Source organism: Acidiphilium sp. 20-67-58 (assembly GCF_002255515.1).
Lineage (GTDB): Bacteria > Pseudomonadota > Alphaproteobacteria > Acetobacterales > Acetobacteraceae > Acidiphilium.
The window spans coordinates 20350-36984 of record NZ_NCAS01000012.1 but is presented as its reverse complement, the minus strand read 5'-3'; the positions used below and the strand labels follow the sequence as shown (position 1 = coordinate 36984).

Here is a 16635-nt window from a genome sequence, read left to right as displayed (position 1 = left end):
CGCGTTGTGCAGGGTAGGGATCTTTTGCTTGGGCCTGGCCGTGCCGACTTGCTCGCGTTCATCCAGGAGACGGGCTCGATCGCGGCAGCCGGCCGGCGTATGGGCATGAGCTACAAGCGGGCCTGGCAACTCGCCGAATCGATGAACGCCACGTTCCGCGCCCCGCTGATCCATGCGGCGAAGGGCGGGGTCGCGGGTGGCGGCGCGCAATTGACCGACCTTGGCGTGGCGGTGCTTGCAGCCTATCGACAACTGGAGGCAATGTCGCGGCGTGGTGGCGCATCGGCGTTGGATGTCCTGGCCGATGCACGAGGCGCCAAGGCACCCGACGTTTGAGCATGGTGGCCGGTCCGGAAATCCGGAATCCGTCCCTTTTCACCAGCACCTGTTTTGCCTAATTTGATGTCTGAAGGAGTATGTGTCTTCCGTTTGCCAGAGCGCCCCGAACGGCACCGCATGTCCAGCGCCCAGATCCGGGCGCTGCTGGGCTTTCTTGCGCTGGCGCTCCTGGCGGGCGCTGTCGGCGGATCGGTGACCGTTCCGAACATCCAAAGCTGGTATGGCGTGTTGCCGCATCCGCCGGGCACGCCGCCGGATTGGGTATTCGGCCCTGCCTGGACGGTGCTTTACCTCGACATGGCGATCGCGGCGTGGGTTGTCTGGCGCAGCCCGGACATCCCGACACGGCAGCGCCGCGCGCTCAGCCTCTGGGGATGGCAACTCGCCGCCAATGCTCTCTGGTCGCCGGTCTTTTTCGGCCTTCACCGGCCGGATGTCGCCCTGGTCGTCATATGCGCGCTCGATGCACTGGTCGTTGCGACGATTGCCGCCTTCCGTCCCATCAGCCGTCTCGCCGCGGCGATGATGGTGCCTTATCTCGCGTGGTGCCTGTTCGCGACCTATCTCAACGCGGGCTTCTGGTTTCTGAATCGCTGATCGGGTATTATCTGGACGAGTTGCGTCGCTTGATGTCGGGCCTGGACAGATTGCGGGTCACGTCAATGACGAAGTCCATTTATCCGCGTCGGTATTCCAGCCAGAGACGGCGGACGCGGAACATCTGAGCCGATACAGGGGCGATCGGAGTGTCAACTGTATCGTCCGTGCCCTCAACCAGACAGGCGGACTGTCCGCCAGGGAACCTTGCCTGCCATGACCTTTCGATCAAAGCTGCGTTGTCTCGGACTTGCGACCCTGCTTGGCAGCATCATCAGCATCGTTCCTGCGAATGCCCAAATGGCCGGTGCCGGTCCGGGCAATGGCCTGGGGCCAATCGGCGGCATTCCCCAGCCACGCCATGAAGCGCCAACCGAAGCCCCGCCCGGACTGCCAGGCGCCTCTTCGGCCGGCAATATTTCGGCCGGCCCGGTCACCGATGCGGGCGGCGATCCGACCACGCTGCTGTTCAAGGCGATCAATCACGGCGACTACGCCCAAGCGCGTGCTGCGGTGAGTCGCGGCGCCAATCTTGCGGCCCGCAATGCGCTGGGTGAGACGCCGATCGAACTTTCGGTTGAGCTGAACCGAAACCGCATAACCTTCATGCTGCTGTCGGCGCGGGCAGAAGAGGTGCCCGCCTCGACGATCGCGACAGGGCCGTCTTTTGCGCAGCCTGCGACCAAGGCGCCGACCCGTTCCAAGGTTCATGGAATCCCGAAATCCTCAATGATGGTCAAGGCTGCGGGCCGTCCGGCATCTCCAGCCGGGCAGGTCGCGCATGATGCCGGCCGGCCCGATCCGAATGCCGGCTTCCTCGGCTTCGGGCATGGTGACTGATCCGTCCCGGTGCACCGGAGTTTGATCCGGGTGCGGTTCGTTTGCCTGAACGTGAAAAGCTGGTAATTGGAATATGGAGCGACGCTCGATGGCGGATGCCTCCGTCAACCAATGATCAGCTGAAAAATTCTAAGGGAGATGACATGAACACCTTCAACCCGGCACCACTGGGACTGTTCGGTTTCGCGCTCACCACATGGCTGCTGTCGATGATCAACGCCGGACTGCTGCCCGGGGCTGGTCTTGGCATGGTTCTCGCCATGGCATTCGCTTTCGGCGGCACGGCACAGCTCGTTGCCGGGTTGGGCGAGATGAAAGTTGGCAACACTTTTGGATTTGTGGCGTTCACCTCGTACGGCGCCTTCTGGTGGTCCTTTGGCCTGTTCGTCGAATTCTTCGCCAAAGGTGTGCCGGGTCCCATGGTCGGCTGGTATCTGCTGGTCTGGGGTGCCTTCAGCTTTGTCATGTTCATCGGCACCTTTGCCCTGAACAAGGCGCTGCAGCTGATCTTCGGCTTCCTGGTTGCAACCTTCGTGCTGCTTGGCCTCAATGACCTTCTCGGGGCTCCCGCGCTTGGCCAGTTCGGTGGATATCTCGGCCTCATCACGGCGGTGCTCGCGTTCTATCTGGGCGCCGCTGGCGTGATCAACGGCGCTCATGGCAAGGAAATCCTGCCGATCGGCGCGAAGGCCTGACCGACGATAACATCCCGCCTGGGTGACGGAGCCGGCAGTCGCCGGCTCCGTTTTCGTTTTTGCGGGAGGGCCACGAATCGGTGACCAGCCGGCCATTGGCGAGGCTGTGCGTTTGGAGTATTCATATTATGGACGGATACCGATAGCTCCGGGCGAGTCATCTCCACCGATCTGTCATCCGCCATTCGTCGGGCCGGCCAGATCGGGCCAGCCCCCCAGAGGCGGGGATCGCTATAGTGAGGAAGGATACAGATTATGGGTGGTTTGAGCATCTGGCATTGGCTCATCGTTCTCGCGGTGGTGTTGCTCCTGTTCGGAACCGGCCGGGTGGGCAACCTCATGGGTGAACTCGGCAAGGGCATGAAGGCGTTCAAGAACAATATCGCCGACGACCAGCCGTCAAAGGATGCCTCCATGCTCGAGCAGCATGCCAAGGGGCCGGAAGCCAGCGCCGAGAAAAAGGCCGAGCAGAGCAAGGTCTGAGGCCGAACCGATGGGATTCGATTCGCCTGTTCACTGGCTCATCGTCATCGCCGTGATCGCATTGCTGTTCGGCGGGTCGCGCGTCGGCAATCTGATGGGCGAGCTTGGCAAGGGCATCAAGTCGTTCAAGCAGAACATGAACGATGCCGATGCGGCGAAGCCGGCAACGGCTGAAAAGGCCGGCACTGCCGCGCCGGAACAAATTCCGGCCCCGGGGGCGAGCCCCGACGACGCCCGCGTCGCCGATACCGCAAACAACGCCCGTCACTGAGCCGGATCGAGCTGAATGAGCGCAATGCCAGCCGCCATTCAAGCGGATACCGGGGCTGAGCTGGCGTCGCGCGCCGGCGAACTCGTCGCCATCGGTGCCCGCATGGACCGGAAAGGATGGGTTCCCGCCTCGTCGGGCAATCTCTCCGCGCGTCTCGGCGCCGGGCGGATCGCCATTACCCGCAGTGGCGTTCACAAGGGACGGCTCGCGAGCGACGATATTATCGAGGTCGGGATGGACGGAGCCCCCCTCCGCGCCGGAGACCGCCCCAGTGCGGAAACCTTGCTCCATTGCCAGATTTACGAGCAATTTCCTGGCGTCGGCGCAGTGCTGCACGGCCATTCGGTGGCAGCGACGGCGCTGTCCCTGACCGATTCGGCCCCTGCAATCCAGTTCGAGGGTTACGAGATCCTCAAGGCGTTTCCGGGAATCGCAACGCACCAGACGAAGGCTTCGCTCCCGGTATTCGAGAATGACCAGGACATGCGGCGGCTGGCCGCAACGATTGCCCCTGCGCTTCAGGCTGCGCCGATCGGATATGTCCTTCGCGGTCATGGCGTTTATGCCTGGGGCGAAGACGTCGAGCGCAGCTTCTGGCGTCTGGAAGCGCTTGAATTCCTGCTGTCCTGTGAATGTGAACGGAGACGGATCAGATGAGCACACTGAAGATCTTCAACGAAACCGCCGGAGACACGCCTCTGGTCGCCACTTCGGATGCGGTGGAGATCGCGTCCGAACTCAAGGCGATCGGGGTGCGGTTCGAACGCTGGGCAAGTCCTGTCGTGCTGGCGCCGGAGGCTTCGCCGGAGGAAATCCTGCAAGCCTACCGCCCCTATCTGGATCGCCTTATGGGGGAGACCGGAGCGGGGTCCGCAGATGTCATCAAGATGACGCCGGACCATCCACAGGCCGCGGTTCTGCGCGACAAGTTCCTCAGCGAGCACATCCATACCGAGGATGAGGTCCGGTTTTTCGTGCGTGGCTCAGGCCATTTCGTCATGCATGTCGATGGCCGAGTCTACGATGCTCATTGCGCGGAGGGCGACCTGATATCGGTGCCGGCGAATACCCGGCATTGGTTCGATGCCGGGTCTGCACCGGATTTCATTGCATTGCGCATCTTCACCGACACGTCCGGCTGGGTGGCGCATTTTACCGGCGACGAGATCAGCGCGCGCTTCCCGGTCGCAGCCTGAGCCGGTCGATCGTTCGTGACCATCAGACCCGAACTCCTGCTTCTCGACATCGAGGGCACGATCGCGCCTATCAGCTTCGTCCACAACGTGCTGTTTCCCTATGCGCGCGACCGACTAGCCAGTTTCGTCGCTGCTCATGCGGCGGAGCCGGATATCGCCACGGCTCTCGCTGAACTCGACGCGATCGCCCCTGGAGCGCCGCCGGTAGCAACGCTGCTCGCCTTGATGGAGCGCGATGCCAAGATCGGGCCGCTCAAGCTGATCCAGGGACGGATCTGGGCTGAAGGTTTCGCTGCCGGCGACTTGACGGGCCAACTCTACCCGGACGTGGCGCCGGCATTGCGCGCATGGCACGCGGGCGGTGGGCGGCTTGCCGTCTACTCCTCCGGGTCGGAGGAGGCCCAGCGTCTCTTGCTCAGCCATACCGCGGACGGCGATCTGACGGGGCTGTTCGAGCGGTTTTTTGATACCCGCATGGGCGGCAAGCGTGAAGTCGCCAGCTATGCGGCGATCGCCCGGGCGCTGTCCCTCGCGCCGGCGCAGGCCCTGTTTCTGTCCGATATCGCGGCCGAACTCGCCGCCGCCTCTGCCGCGGGGCTGAAGACGTTGCAGATTGTTCGTCCCCAGGATGAAACGGTTGCGTCCCCCGATCACCCGACGGCACCCGATCTCGCCGTGGTCATGGCAACCCTCGGCTGTACCGATCTCGTCTAGGAACCATCGGACATGACCTCCATCGACCGACTTGCCGCCCGCATGCCGGCACGGCTGCGCGGCGATGCCTGGCAGTGTTTCGCGCTGGGTTTGCTTGCGGCCGTCGCGCTGCCCCCTTTCTACCTCCTGCCGGTGCTATGGTTTGTGGTGCCGGCGCTGCTGGCGCGCCTCTCACGGTCGGGCGGATGGCGCCGCGCCGCGTGGCTCGGCTGGTGTTTCGGATTTGGCTTCAACCTGCTGGGACTGTTCTGGGTCACCGAACCGATGCTGATCATGGCATCGGATTTCTGGTGGGCGATTCCGATTGCCGCCCCGGCAATCGCCGTCGCGACGGCGCTGTACATGATCCTGCCAGCACTCGCCGTCTTTGCCATACGACCCGTCAACCGGGCGGGGCGATTGTCCGCCGTGCTGCTGTTCGCGGGCGCGCTGGTACTGTCGAACCTGGCCCAGGAGTTTCTCGTCACCGGTTTTCCCTGGAATTACTGGGGTGCCGATTGGGCGTTTCCCGGCCATCTCGGCCTCGCGATGATCCAGCCGGCGGCGATTGGCGGCATTTTTCTGCTCACCCTGCTGACAGCCATTGCCGCGGGGCTTCCCTATGTCGGCCGGCGGGGCTGGATCGGCAGCGCCGTTCTGCTCGCGCTCTGGGCGGGCTACGGATTCGCGCGCACCGCTGCAGGCCCCGCACCGTCCAGCCCATATACGGTCGCGATGCTTCAGCCAGATTTCGCGGTGCCGGGCAGTTTCACGCAATCAGCACTCCAGGCGCGCTGGCAGCGCGATCTGGCCCTGACGGGCGAGGCCCTCGCCAAGGCCGGCAAGGGCAACGACATCGTCATCTGGCCGGAAACGGCGAGTCCCGCCTTGCTTCAGACCGATGCCGCCGCCCGTTCGGCGATTGCCGCAATCGCTGGCGATACGCCAATACTCGCCGGCTCGTTCCGTCTTGCTGCCGACGGGAGCATGCGCAACTCGCTGGTCGCGGTGAAAGGGAATGGCCCTTCCGTCGCATGGTACGACAAGTGGAAGCTTGTTCCGTTCGGTGAATACACGCCGGGCTGGTTGCCGCTGAAGGTGACGCCCGGTGGCGGGTTCACGCCTGGTCCCGGTCCGCGCACGCTGCATGTTCCAGGCCTTCCGCCGGTAGGGCCAATGATCTGCTACGAGTCGATATTCTCGGGCATGGTCGTCGATCCCCGCGACCGTCCCGCCTGGCTGCTGAATATCAGCGACAATGCCTGGTTCGGCGACACGACCGGCCCGTATCAGGATTTCGCCACCACGCGGTTGCGCGCGGTGGAAGAGGGATTGCCGCTCGTGGTCGACACCAATTCCGGAATTTCCGCGGTGATCGGACCGCATGGCCGAGTCGAGGCGACGTTGGGGCTCGATCGGGCAGGCGTTCTGGTTCATAAACTCCCGGTTGCGCTCACGCCGACACCGTTCAGCCGTTTCGGCGTCACTCTGGCGGGAACCCTTGGCTTTTACGCGTTGGTTTTAGGTCTGGTTTGCCTGATCGTATCGATCACCGTGACATGAGATACGTCTGGTCTCACTGTCTTAAAAATAATTCAAGCTTGTGTATTTGAGGCGTGACCACTATTGTAGATAGTGGTTGACGGATAGTGGTGCCGACCTCTGGTAGCGAGGTTCAGCCATCTAGATATTTTCTTAATTTTTGTATCTTAACCGGTTTTGAAGCTTGTGAAGGCATGATGTTTTTCTTGCGGTGCGCTATCGGAGCTGCCGATGCAAAACAGACAGGCGTCATCTTCATATCCCCGGCGGCGCAGATCGCGACCGTTTGCGGGGCCGGTTGGTGCCGCTGAGGAATAGGAAATGAGTTCAAACGGTGGTGACACCAACGATCGCAGTGACCGGGATGGCCGGCCCAGCCCGATCGATGTGCATGTCGGGTCCCGGATTCGGCTTCGGCGGACGCTGCTCGGCATGTCACAGGAAAAGCTGGGGGATGCGCTGGGGCTGACGTTCCAGCAGGTCCAGAAATACGAGCGTGGGGTGAACCGGGTCGGCGCGTCCCGCCTGTTCGACATCTCCCGCGTTCTCGATGTGCCGATCAGCTTCTTCTTCGACGATATGCCGGAGGGGATGAACGAGATGCCGATGTCCGGCCCGCGCGGCCGCAACAACGGCTTGTCCGAGGCTCAGGAACCGTTCGGCGTCGGGCTCGATGACCAGATGACCAAGCGCGAGACACTGGAACTGGTTCGCGCCTACTACCGGATCACCGAACCCACGGTGCGCAAGCGCATGTTTGACCTGATCAAGTCGCTTGCACCGTCCGATTCCTTCCCGACAGAATAAACTTGCGCGCGGCGGTGACGCGTGTGCTTGTGGTTAAGCGAGTCTCCTGGCTACATTGCAATCCATGAGTGCAACGTCCCGTCCTTCGCCGATTATCGCCCCGAGTCTGCTCGCCGCTGATTTCGGACGGCTCCGCGAGGAAGTCGCCGCCGTCGAGCGTGCCGGCGCTCACTGGCTGCATCTGGACGTGATGGACGGCCATTTCGTGCCGAATATCAGTTTTGGCGCGCTGGTGCTGAAGGCGTTGCGCCCGCATACCCGGCTGGCGTTCGATGTTCACCTGATGATCGCGCCGGCAGATCCCTATCTCGCCGATTTTGCGAAAGCCGGCGCCGATCATGTGAGCGTTCATGTCGAGGCCGGGCCGCATCTGCACCGTTCCTTGCAAACGATCCGCGATCTCGGTCTCAAGGCTGGGGTTGCCATCAACCCGGCAACGCCGGCCGAGTCGGTGCGGCATGTGCTGGATCTCGTGGACATCGTCAATGTCATGACCGTCAATCCAGGTTTTGGCGGCCAGTCCTTCCTCGACAGCCAATTGTCCAAGATTGCCGAACTCCGTCGCATGATCACGGAGTCCGGACGCGACATCCGCATCGAGACCGATGGCGGCATAGATCCCGCCTCCGCCCCTCGCGCCCTGAACGCAGGCGCGGACGTGCTGATCGCCGGCAGTGCGATCTTCGGCAAGCCGGACTATGCGGCCGCAATCGCAGCCTTGGGGGCAAGTGATTGAAGCGGAGGGAATGATGCGCGGCGCGAGACAGTGGGTTGCCCGGCTCGCGACTTTGCGCGGAGGCCATGTGCCTGATGCGCCCTCGGTCGCGCTGCGCGATCCCTGGCCTGGCGAACCGGCGCGCGGTGCGCGGATCATCAAGGGCGAGATCGAATACCAGAATGTCGTGCGCCCCCTCCGCCCCGGACTTTTCCACGAGAATGACGGCTCCCCGGTGTTTATCGCCCATATCCAGGGATTTTCCTGGCTGCGCGATCTGCGGGCATTGGGAACCGACGCGGCGCGCACCCGTGCGCGGGCGTTGATCGCCGACTGGATCCGCTGCGAAACCTTGCCGCCGCTGGCTGAGGCGCCGGAGGTTGCCGGCGCGCGGATCGCCGCCTGGCTGGGCCATTACGACTTTTTTGCCGCCTCGGCTGACGACGATTTTCGCCAGATGCTGATGTCCCGTCTCGTAGCGGAGGCCAGAATGCTGTCGGCAAACCTGCCGGCGGAAGCGCGGGATGCGAGAGCCTTCACCGCCATCAAGGGGCTGATCGCTGCGGCGGTGGCGCTGCCGGAGCATGGTGGCTTCATGCAGCGGGCTCTTCGCTTCCTCGTCCCCGAACTCGAACGCCAGATCCTTCCCGATGGGTCGCATGTCGAGCGGAGCCCTTCCGTTCACTTCTCGGTTTTGCAGGATCTTGCCGAAATCCGCGCCTTGCTGCAGCTCGCCCGGGCGGAGGTGCCGCCGCAGTTGCCCGGCGCCATCGAGCGGCTTGCCATCGGGTTGCGGGCCTTGCGCCATGGCGACGGCGGCCTCGCGCTGTTCAACGGCACGAGCGAGGACTGGCCGAATCTGATCGACCTTGTGCTGAGCCAGGCAGGTCGCACCGGCCGAAGCGCCTTGGCCCTCGCGGGGGCAGGGTTTCACCGGCTCGCTGCTGGCCGGTCGCTGGTGATCGTCGATGCCGGCCAGCCTCCCGGCCCAGGCACCGACCGTTTTGCGCATGCCGGTACACTGTCATTCGAATTCTCCGTCGGGCGTGATCGTTTGATCGTGAATTGCGGCGCCGCACCGGCCGCATCGAGCGGCTGGCGCGACGCCTTGCGCAACACAGCCGCCCATTCCACCGTTGTCGTCGCCGATGTGTCCTCGTCGGAGCTGATCGATCAGGGGCTTGGGCGACGTCCCGCCCATGTCGAGGTGCAACGCCAGGAAGCGAACGGGGCACACTGGATCGAAGCCAGCCACGACGGCTGGCAGAAGGTGCTGGGCGTCGTGCATCGCCGCCGCCTTTATCTTGCCGAGAGCGGCGATGATCTGCGTGGCGAGGACAGTATCGAGGCCGACCAGCCGCAGCCGTTCACACTCCGGTTTCATCTGCATCCGAACGTGACCGCGAGCATCCAGCAGGATGGGGAAGGGGCGTTGCTCCGCCTGGCTTCGGGCCAGGGCTGGCGGTTGCGCGCGGGTGGCGCGACGATGAGCATCGAGGAGAGCATCTATTTCGGTGGACCAGAGCCGCGTCGCGCGGAACAGATCGTGCTGACCGGAACGCCCGATGGTCCGCAGCAGGTGAAATGGGCATTGACCAGGATGGGTTGACCGGATGTCACGAATCATGCTCACCGGCGGCGCCGGCTTTATCGGCTCGCATACCGCCGTGGCGCTTCTCGAGCGCGGCTACGACGTCGTGTTGCTCGACGATTTTTCCAACGCCGCGAGGGACGTGCCAGACCGGCTGTACCGGATCACCGGCGTCACCGTTCCGGTTATCGAAGCCGATATTCGCGATCCCGAGGCGATGCGTGCGGCATTTGCCGCTTTTCCGGTTGATGCCGTGGTTCATTTCGCGGCGAAGAAGGCGGTCGGCGAGAGCGAAAGCAATCCGCTGCTCTATTTCGACGTCAACATTCTGGGCACGATCCGCCTGCTGACGGCGATGCGCGATGCGGGCGTGCGCCGGCTGGTGTTTTCTTCATCCGCCACCGTCTACGGGGAGCCGGATATCTGCCCGATACCCGAAACCGCCTCCCTCCGTGTCACCAACGTCTATGGCCGGACAAAAATGGTCATGGAGGGGATGATCGAGGACCTGTCGCGCACGGGTACGCTCGCTGCGTCCGCCATCCTGCGCTATTTCAACCCGGTCGGTGCCCATCCTTCCGGTCTGATCGGCGAGGATCCGCGTGGGGTTCCTGCCAATCTGATGCCCTATCTCTGCCAGGTTGCGGCGGGACAGCGTTCGCACCTGACCGTGTTTGGCGACGATTACCCGACGCATGACGGTACCGGTGTGCGCGATTTCATCCATGTGATGGACCTCGCCGAGGCGCATGCCGCTGCCGTGGAGCGCATCCTCGCGCATGATGGCGGTTTCGCCGTCAATCTCGGCACCGGAACCGGTTATTCCGTTCTCGACCTCATCCACGCCTTCAAGGCGGCGACGGGGATTGACGTTCCTTATCAAGTCGGCCCCCGACGGCCCGGCGATGTTGCCGCCTGCTATGCCGATCCCGGCCTCGCCGCCAGCCTGCTTGGCTGGCGCTCCACCCGCGGCGTGCAGGACATGTGCCGTGATGCCTGGCACTGGCAGAGCGGGCGCTGAGTCCGCCGTTGGATCGCCACATCGTCTTCCTGATCGGGGAAGACTGGTTTTTCCGCTCGCATTTCCGCGCTCGCGCCGAGGCTGCGCGGCTGGCGGGGTGGAAGGTCACGGTCCTGACCCGTACGGGCGATGCCGCCGCATTGTTGCGCGCGGAGGGGTTCGAGGTCATTCATGTCGACTTTCGCCGTGCCCGCCTCAACCCGCTGGCGGAATTCCGTCTGCTCCGATCGATCGCCCGCCATTACCGGGCACTCTCACCCGATGTCGTCCACCATGTTGCGCTGAAACCCATCCTGCTGGGCAGTCTTGCCGCCGCTCTCGCACGCGTTCCAGCGGTCATCAACGCGCCCGTTGGCCAGGGTTTTGTCTTCACGTCGGCACGCCTGAAGGCGCGCCTGCTGCGTCCTGCGGTCAGTCTCGGGTTGCGGCTGGCGATGGGGGCTCGCGGCGCGCTGGCCGTGTTCGAAAATCATGATGATCTGACGGCCATGACGGCCTCTGGCGCGCTCCCGTCCGAGAGGGCCTATCTGATCAGGGGGGCGGGCGTCGACCTCGCCTCATATCGGCCCCATGCTCCACCCGCCGGCAAGGTGCGCATCGTGCTCGGCGCGCGCATGCTGGCAGACAAGGGGATCAGGGAATTCATCGAGGCCGCTCGACTTCTGCGTCTGCGTGGTGTTGCTGCAGAATGCCTTCTGGCCGGCGGCCCTGATCCGCAGAATCCGGCAAGTCTTGACGCGTCCGAACTGCAACGCGCCACTGAGGCAACCTGGCTGGGGCCGATCACCGACATGGCCAGCCTTCTGGCCTCCTGTCATGTTGCGTGCCTGCCCTCCTATCGCGAGGGGCTGCCCAAATTCCTGCTGGAAGCCATGGCGTCAGGCCTGCCTTGCGTGGCAACGGACGTCGTCGGCTGCCGGGAGGCGGTGGCCGATGGCGAAAGCGGCCTGCTGGTTCCGCCACGCGATCCGGCGGCCTTGGCCGACGCGCTGGAGCGCCTCGTCGCCGATCCCGTGCTGCGCGCCCGCATGGGCGCGGCCGGGCGTGCGCGGGCGGAAACCCTGTTCGCCGACGAGGTGGTTTGCGCGGCGACGCTCGCGGTCTATGAACGCGCCATCCGACACGACGTTTGACAGGGGATGGCATGATCAGGCGGCTCGCATTTCTCGGCATCATGGCCGGGGTCTGGACGTTCGCGGCGGCAACGGCGCAGGCGGAAACCCGGATCGGCGCGGTCTCGACCAATTTCCGCCTGCTCGGCGCGAACGACAAGGTGGTGATCGAGCGGTTCGACGACCCGAAAATCCCCGGCATCGCCTGCTATGCGAGTTTCGCGAAGACCGGCGGGGTCAAGGGCAGCCTCGGTGTCGCGACCGATCCATCGCAATTCGGCCTGTCCTGTGTTGCCACCGGGCCGGTCACACTGCCGGCCGGCCTGCCGGCGAAGCAGCAGATCGCCGCGATTTCGGCGTCCTTCCTGGTCAAGCATTTCGATCTCTTCCGCCTGGTCGATCCCGATCACAAGGCGATCGCCTACGTGCTAATCAGCACGAAAATCATCCACGGCTCGCCGGCCAACGCCGTCTCCGCCGTTCCCCTTTCCGGCCACTGACAGACGAGGTTTGCGATGAGCGACAGAGTGAACATCCGAAGGGCCCTCATCTCGGTGTCCGACAAGACGGGGCTGGTCGAACTCGGCGGCGCGCTGGCGGCCCAAGGCGTTGAAATCCTCTCGACCGGCGGCTCCGCCCGCGCGCTGCGCGAGGCCGGGATCGCCGTTGTCGAGGTCGCGGATTACACGGGCGTTCCCGAAATGCTCGATGGTCGGGTGAAGACGCTGGTGCCGAAGATCCATGGCGGGCTGCTCGGCCGGCGTGACCTGCCCGAGCATCTCGCACAGATGCAGCAGCACGACATCCCGCCGATCGACCTGCTCGCGGTGAATCTCTACCCGTTCGAGGAAACGGTCGCGAAGGGGGCGGATTTTGAAACCTGCGTCGAGAACATCGATATCGGCGGCCCCGCGCTGATCCGCGCTGCCGCGAAGAACCATGATTCGGTGGCGGTTCTCACCAGCCCGGCGCAGTATGACGATCTTGTCGCGGCGCTGGCCGAGGGCGGGACGACGCTGGAGCAGCGCCGCCGCCTCGCCGCCGCTGCCTATGCCCGAACCGCCGCCTACGACGCCGCGATTTCCGCATGGTTCGCGCAGCAGACTGGAGAGATGTTCCCGGCCAGTCTTGCCCTGGCCGGCGCGCGGCAGCAGATGCTGCGCTACGGCGAGAACCCGCACCAATCCGCCGCGTTCTACCGCACCGGCAACCGTCCCGGTGTTGCTACCGCGCGGCAGTTGCAGGGCAAGGAACTCTCCTACAACAACATCAATGATACCGACGCCGCCTTCGAATGCGTCGCCGAGTTCGACCGGCCGGCGGTGGTGATCGTCAAGCACGCCAATCCGTGCGGCGTCGCCCTCGGTGCCGATCTCGCCGAGGCCTGGGACCGCGCGCTGGAATGCGATCCGGTCTCTGCCTTCGGCGGCATCATCGCCGTCAACCGCCCGCTCGACGCGGCTGCCGCCGAGAAGATGGCCAGCATCTTCTCCGAGGTGATCATCGCGCCCGACGCCGCACCCGACGCGGTGGAACTGCTGGCCCGCAAGAAGAATCTCCGCCTGTTGCTTACCGGCGGCCTGCCCGATGCGGCGGAGCCGGGTCTTGCCTGGCGCAGCGTCGCCGGCGGCTTCCTCGTCCAGACCCGCGATGCAGGGCGGATTGGCCGCGACGACCTGAAAGTCGTTACCCAGCGCGCCCCGACCAACGCCGAGTTCGCCGATCTGCTCTTCGCCTTCCGTGTGGCCAAGCATGTGAAGTCGAATGCAATCATCTACGCGAAAGCGGGGGCGACCACCGGCATCGGCGCGGGGCAGATGAGCCGCGTCGACTCCTCGCGCATCGCCGCCCAGAAGGGTGGGGAGAAGATCCCGGGCTCGGTCGTCGCATCCGACGCGTTCTTCCCCTTCGCCGACGGTCTTGTGGCCGCGATCGAGGCCGGCGCGACGGCGGTCATCCAGCCCGGCGGCTCGATCCGCGACAATGAGGTGATCGCGGCGGCAGATGCCGCCGGGATTGCCATGGTTTTCACCGGCATGCGCCATTTCAGGCATTGATCGACATGACCCACACACCCCGCCTTGGTCTTCCCGACCTCTCCCGGATGAGCGAAGCCCAACGCGCCGCTCACGATGCCATCGCGTCCGGCCCGCGCGGCCGTGTCGAGGGGCCGCTCGCAGTCTGGCTGCACAGCGCCGAACTCGCCAACAACGCGCAGGCCCTCGGCGCCTTCTGCCGCTTTGGCTCGTCGCTGCCCCCGCGCCTTTCGGAACTCGCGATCCTGGTGATGGGCGCCTATTGGCGTGCCGGTTTCGAATGGTACATCCACGCGCCGATCGCCGCGAAAGCCGGTGTGCCGGAGACCGTCATCGCCGCGATCAAGGCGGGCGAAACGCCCGTTTTCGCCGAGCCGGACGCAAGAGCGGTGCATGATTTTGCCAGCGAACTCCTCACCGCGCATGAAGTGTCCGATGAGACTTACGTCTTTGCCCGCCGCCAGCTGGGCGACCGGGCACTCGTCGATCTGGTCGGGATACTCGGCTATTACGGGCTGATTTCCATGACCATCAAGGCTTTTCGGGTGCCCGTGCCGGACGGCGAGTCAGAGCCCTTCGCCTGATGACAACAGCCATGCTCGTCAAGAGCGTGGCGGATTAGAGCATGTTCCGATCTATCCTGATCGGATGTCGTGCTCTATCTTGTTGATAATTAGAGCATCTTTATCCGCTCAGATGATCCCATCTGATCGGACGATGCTCTAACTTAGACGTCGACTTCCTGCACGCTCGATGCATGGTCCTGGATGAAGCGGAAGCGCAGCTCGGGCTTGCGCCCCATCAGGCTCTCGACGATTTCCGCCGTTTCAGCCCGCGCCTCGGGCGGGGCGAGAACGCGCAGCAGCACGCGGCGCTTCGGGTCCATCGTGGTTTCCTTGAGAATCGCCGGTGGCATCTCGCCAAGTCCCTTGAACCGGCTGATCTCGACCTTGGCGTTCGCCTTGAACGCCGTCTTCACCAGCCGGTCGCGCTCGCCATCGTCCATCGCATAGACCGACTTGCCGCCCTGGGTGAGGCGGTAAAGCGGCGGCTGGGCGAGATAGATATGGCCACCGCGGATCAGCTCCGGCAGCTCGCGGTAGAAGAAGGTCATGAGCAGCGAGGCGATATGGGCGCCGTCGACATCGGCGTCGGTCATGATGATGATCCGGCCGTAGCGCAGCGCGTCGATCTGGAACCGTTCGCCGACGCCGCAGCCCAGCGCCTCGATCAGGTCCTTCAGTTCCTGGTTCTGCCGCAGCTTCTCGGTGGAAGCGGAGGCGACGTTGAGGATCTTGCCGCGCAGCGGCAGCACGGCCTGGGTCTCGCGGTTGCGCGCCTGCTTGGCTGAGCCGCCTGCCGAATCGCCCTCGACGAGGAACAGTTCGGTGTCCTCGCGGCTTTCGCGCGAGCAATCTGTCAGCTTGCCGGGCAGGCGGAGGCGCCGCGTCGCCGATTTGCGGGGCGTGTCCTTCTGCTCGCGGCGGCGGATGCGTTCCTCCGCCCGCTCGATCACGAAGGCAAGAAGATTGTCGGCATTCGCCGGATCGCCGGTGAGGAAATGCTCGAACCGGTCGCGCAGCGCCGCCTCGGTCAGTTTCTGCGCCTCCGGCGAGGTCAGCTTTTCCTTGGTCTGGCCCTGGAATTGCGGCTCGCGGATGAACAGCGAGAGCTTGGCGGAGAGCGCGCCGGTCGCATCCTCGGCGGTAATCACCGCGGCGCGCTTGTTGCCGCGCTGCTCGCCGAAGCCGCGCAGCCCCTTGAGCAGGGCGGCGCGGAAACCCGCCTCATGCGTGCCGCCGAGTGTCGTCGGGATCGTGTTGCAATAGGTCGAGAGCGTCGCATCTGCGGTCTCAAGCCAGGCACACGCCCACTCGATCCGTCCGGCATCGTCCGGCAGGTCGGCCTGCCCGGCCCAGACGGGGGCGACCAGCTTCGGCGCGGTGCCCAGTTCCTCCGCCAGCGAATCGGCGAGACCGCCGGGAAAATGCAGTTCCGCCTGCGCCGGCACATCGCCGCCGGCAGCGATCAGCGATTCGTCGCAGGACCAGCGGATCCGCACGCCGCGGAACAGATAGGCCTTCGAGCGGCACATCCGGTAGAGCCGCACCGGGCTGAATGTCTTGTCGCCGAAAATCTCGGGGTCGGGGATGAAGCGGATCAGCGTGCCGCGCCGGTTCGGCGTCGCCCCGGCATTGACCAGCTTGGTCAGCGGCTTGCCGCGGGCATAATCCTGTTTCCACAGCGTTTTCTCGCGGGCAACCTCGACTTCGAGCCTCTCGGCCAGCGCGTTCACCACCGAGGAGCCGACGCCGTGCAGGCCGCCCGACGTGGCATAGGCCTTGCCGGCGAACTTGCCGCCCGAATGCAGCGTGGTGAGAATCACCTCGAGTGCCGACTTGTCACGGAACTTCGGATGCGGATCGACCGGAATGCCGCGCCCGTTGTCGCGCACCGTGAGCAGGTTTCCGGGTGCCAGCGTCATCTCGATGATCGAGGCGTGGCCGGCGACGGCCTCGTCCATCGCATTGTCGAGCAGCTCGGCGGCGAGGTGGTGCATCGCCGTGTCGTCGGTGCCGCCGATATACATGCCGGGGCGGCGGCGAACCGGCTCCAGCCCTTCGAGAACCTCGATGTCCTTGGCGGAATAGCTCGCCTGGCCGGCGCCCTGCTCGAACAGATCGGTCACGCTGTCTC

At 64.5% G+C, this 16635-nt stretch carries 19 protein-coding genes; 18 read left to right on the top strand and 1 reads right to left on the bottom strand.

What is annotated here, in order from left to right; translation table 11 throughout:
- Nucleotides 1-48 precede the first annotated feature (48 nt).
- The 18 genes from B7Z76_RS06800 (at nucleotide 49) to B7Z76_RS06715 (ending at nucleotide 14522) form a co-directional block, all read left to right on the top strand.
- On the top strand, nucleotides 49-336 hold the full coding sequence (locus tag B7Z76_RS06800) for a winged helix-turn-helix domain-containing protein (RefSeq protein WP_291342926.1): 288 nt from the start codon (nucleotides 49-51) through the stop codon (nucleotides 334-336).
- Between the two features lie 120 nt (nucleotides 337-456).
- The gene (locus B7Z76_RS06795; RefSeq protein ID WP_236656285.1) at nucleotides 457-936 is read left to right on the top strand and encodes a TspO/MBR family protein; all 480 of its coding nucleotides are present in this window, start codon (nucleotides 457-459) and stop codon (nucleotides 934-936) included.
- A 216-nt stretch (nucleotides 937-1152) separates the two neighbouring features.
- Nucleotides 1153-1776 (top strand): ankyrin repeat domain-containing protein, encoded by a 624-nt coding sequence (locus B7Z76_RS06790; RefSeq protein WP_291342973.1) that lies wholly within the window; start codon nucleotides 1153-1155, stop codon nucleotides 1774-1776.
- Nucleotides 1777-1919: 143 nt separating this feature from the next.
- A complete protein-coding gene (locus B7Z76_RS06785; RefSeq protein ID WP_174502944.1) occupies nucleotides 1920-2471 on the top strand; it encodes an acetate uptake transporter in 552 nt (183 codons plus the stop codon).
- 255 nt (nucleotides 2472-2726) lie between these two features.
- Nucleotides 2727-2954: a twin-arginine translocase TatA/TatE family subunit gene (locus tag B7Z76_RS06780; RefSeq protein ID WP_174502943.1), complete on the top strand. Its 228-nt coding sequence runs from the start codon at nucleotides 2727-2729 to the stop codon at nucleotides 2952-2954.
- A gap of 10 nt (nucleotides 2955-2964) precedes the next feature.
- Nucleotides 2965-3225: a twin-arginine translocase TatA/TatE family subunit gene (tatA, locus tag B7Z76_RS06775; protein WP_174502942.1), complete on the top strand. Its 261-nt coding sequence runs from the start codon at nucleotides 2965-2967 to the stop codon at nucleotides 3223-3225.
- A gap of 15 nt (nucleotides 3226-3240) precedes the next feature.
- Complete coding sequence (locus B7Z76_RS06770; RefSeq protein ID WP_291342924.1) at nucleotides 3241-3882, top strand: methylthioribulose 1-phosphate dehydratase; 642 nt, start codon at nucleotides 3241-3243, stop codon at nucleotides 3880-3882.
- Nucleotides 3879-4421: an acireductone dioxygenase gene (locus B7Z76_RS06765; protein ID WP_174502940.1), complete on the top strand. Its 543-nt coding sequence runs from the start codon at nucleotides 3879-3881 to the stop codon at nucleotides 4419-4421. The genes B7Z76_RS06770 and B7Z76_RS06765 overlap by 4 nt, the downstream gene beginning before the upstream one ends.
- Nucleotides 4422-4436: 15 nt before the next feature.
- Nucleotides 4437-5135, top strand: a complete 699-nt coding sequence (mtnC, locus tag B7Z76_RS06760) for an acireductone synthase (RefSeq protein WP_174502939.1) — start codon at nucleotides 4437-4439, stop codon at nucleotides 5133-5135.
- Between the two features lie 12 nt (nucleotides 5136-5147).
- A complete protein-coding gene (lnt, locus tag B7Z76_RS06755; protein WP_291342921.1) occupies nucleotides 5148-6677 on the top strand; it encodes an apolipoprotein N-acyltransferase in 1530 nt (509 codons plus the stop codon).
- A gap of 300 nt (nucleotides 6678-6977) precedes the next feature.
- The gene (locus B7Z76_RS06750) at nucleotides 6978-7463 is read left to right on the top strand and encodes a helix-turn-helix domain-containing protein (protein ID WP_174502937.1); all 486 of its coding nucleotides are present in this window, start codon (nucleotides 6978-6980) and stop codon (nucleotides 7461-7463) included.
- 64 nt (nucleotides 7464-7527) lie between these two features.
- Nucleotides 7528-8199 carry a ribulose-phosphate 3-epimerase gene (gene rpe / locus B7Z76_RS06745; protein WP_291342918.1) on the top strand — a complete coding sequence of 224 codons (672 nt, stop codon included), beginning with the start codon at nucleotides 7528-7530 and terminating at the stop codon, nucleotides 8197-8199.
- Between the two features lie 13 nt (nucleotides 8200-8212).
- A complete protein-coding gene (locus tag B7Z76_RS06740) occupies nucleotides 8213-9787 on the top strand; it encodes a heparinase II/III family protein (protein ID WP_174502935.1) in 1575 nt (524 codons plus the stop codon).
- A 4-nt stretch (nucleotides 9788-9791) separates the two neighbouring features.
- The gene (galE, locus tag B7Z76_RS06735; RefSeq protein WP_291342917.1) at nucleotides 9792-10790 is read left to right on the top strand and encodes a UDP-glucose 4-epimerase GalE; all 999 of its coding nucleotides are present in this window, start codon (nucleotides 9792-9794) and stop codon (nucleotides 10788-10790) included.
- Nucleotides 10791-10798: 8 nt separating this feature from the next.
- Nucleotides 10799-11923 carry a glycosyltransferase family 4 protein gene (locus B7Z76_RS06730; RefSeq protein WP_174502933.1) on the top strand — a complete coding sequence of 375 codons (1125 nt, stop codon included), beginning with the start codon at nucleotides 10799-10801 and terminating at the stop codon, nucleotides 11921-11923.
- A gap of 11 nt (nucleotides 11924-11934) precedes the next feature.
- Entirely contained in the window at nucleotides 11935-12402 is a 468-nt protein-coding gene (locus B7Z76_RS06725; protein ID WP_174502932.1) for a CreA family protein, read from the top strand.
- A gap of 15 nt (nucleotides 12403-12417) precedes the next feature.
- On the top strand, nucleotides 12418-13959 hold the full coding sequence (purH, locus tag B7Z76_RS06720; RefSeq protein ID WP_291342914.1) for a bifunctional phosphoribosylaminoimidazolecarboxamide formyltransferase/IMP cyclohydrolase: 1542 nt from the start codon (nucleotides 12418-12420) through the stop codon (nucleotides 13957-13959).
- 5 nt (nucleotides 13960-13964) lie between these two features.
- The gene (locus B7Z76_RS06715; protein WP_174502930.1) at nucleotides 13965-14522 is read left to right on the top strand and encodes a carboxymuconolactone decarboxylase family protein; all 558 of its coding nucleotides are present in this window, start codon (nucleotides 13965-13967) and stop codon (nucleotides 14520-14522) included.
- Nucleotides 14523-14665: 143 nt separating this feature from the next.
- On the opposite strand, the gene parE is transcribed toward B7Z76_RS06715, so the two are convergent.
- Nucleotides 14666-16627, bottom strand: coding sequence for a DNA topoisomerase IV subunit B (gene parE, locus B7Z76_RS06710; RefSeq protein ID WP_291342912.1), 1962 nt, complete (start codon nucleotides 16625-16627; stop codon nucleotides 14666-14668).
- Between the last annotated feature and the right edge of the window lie 8 nt (nucleotides 16628-16635).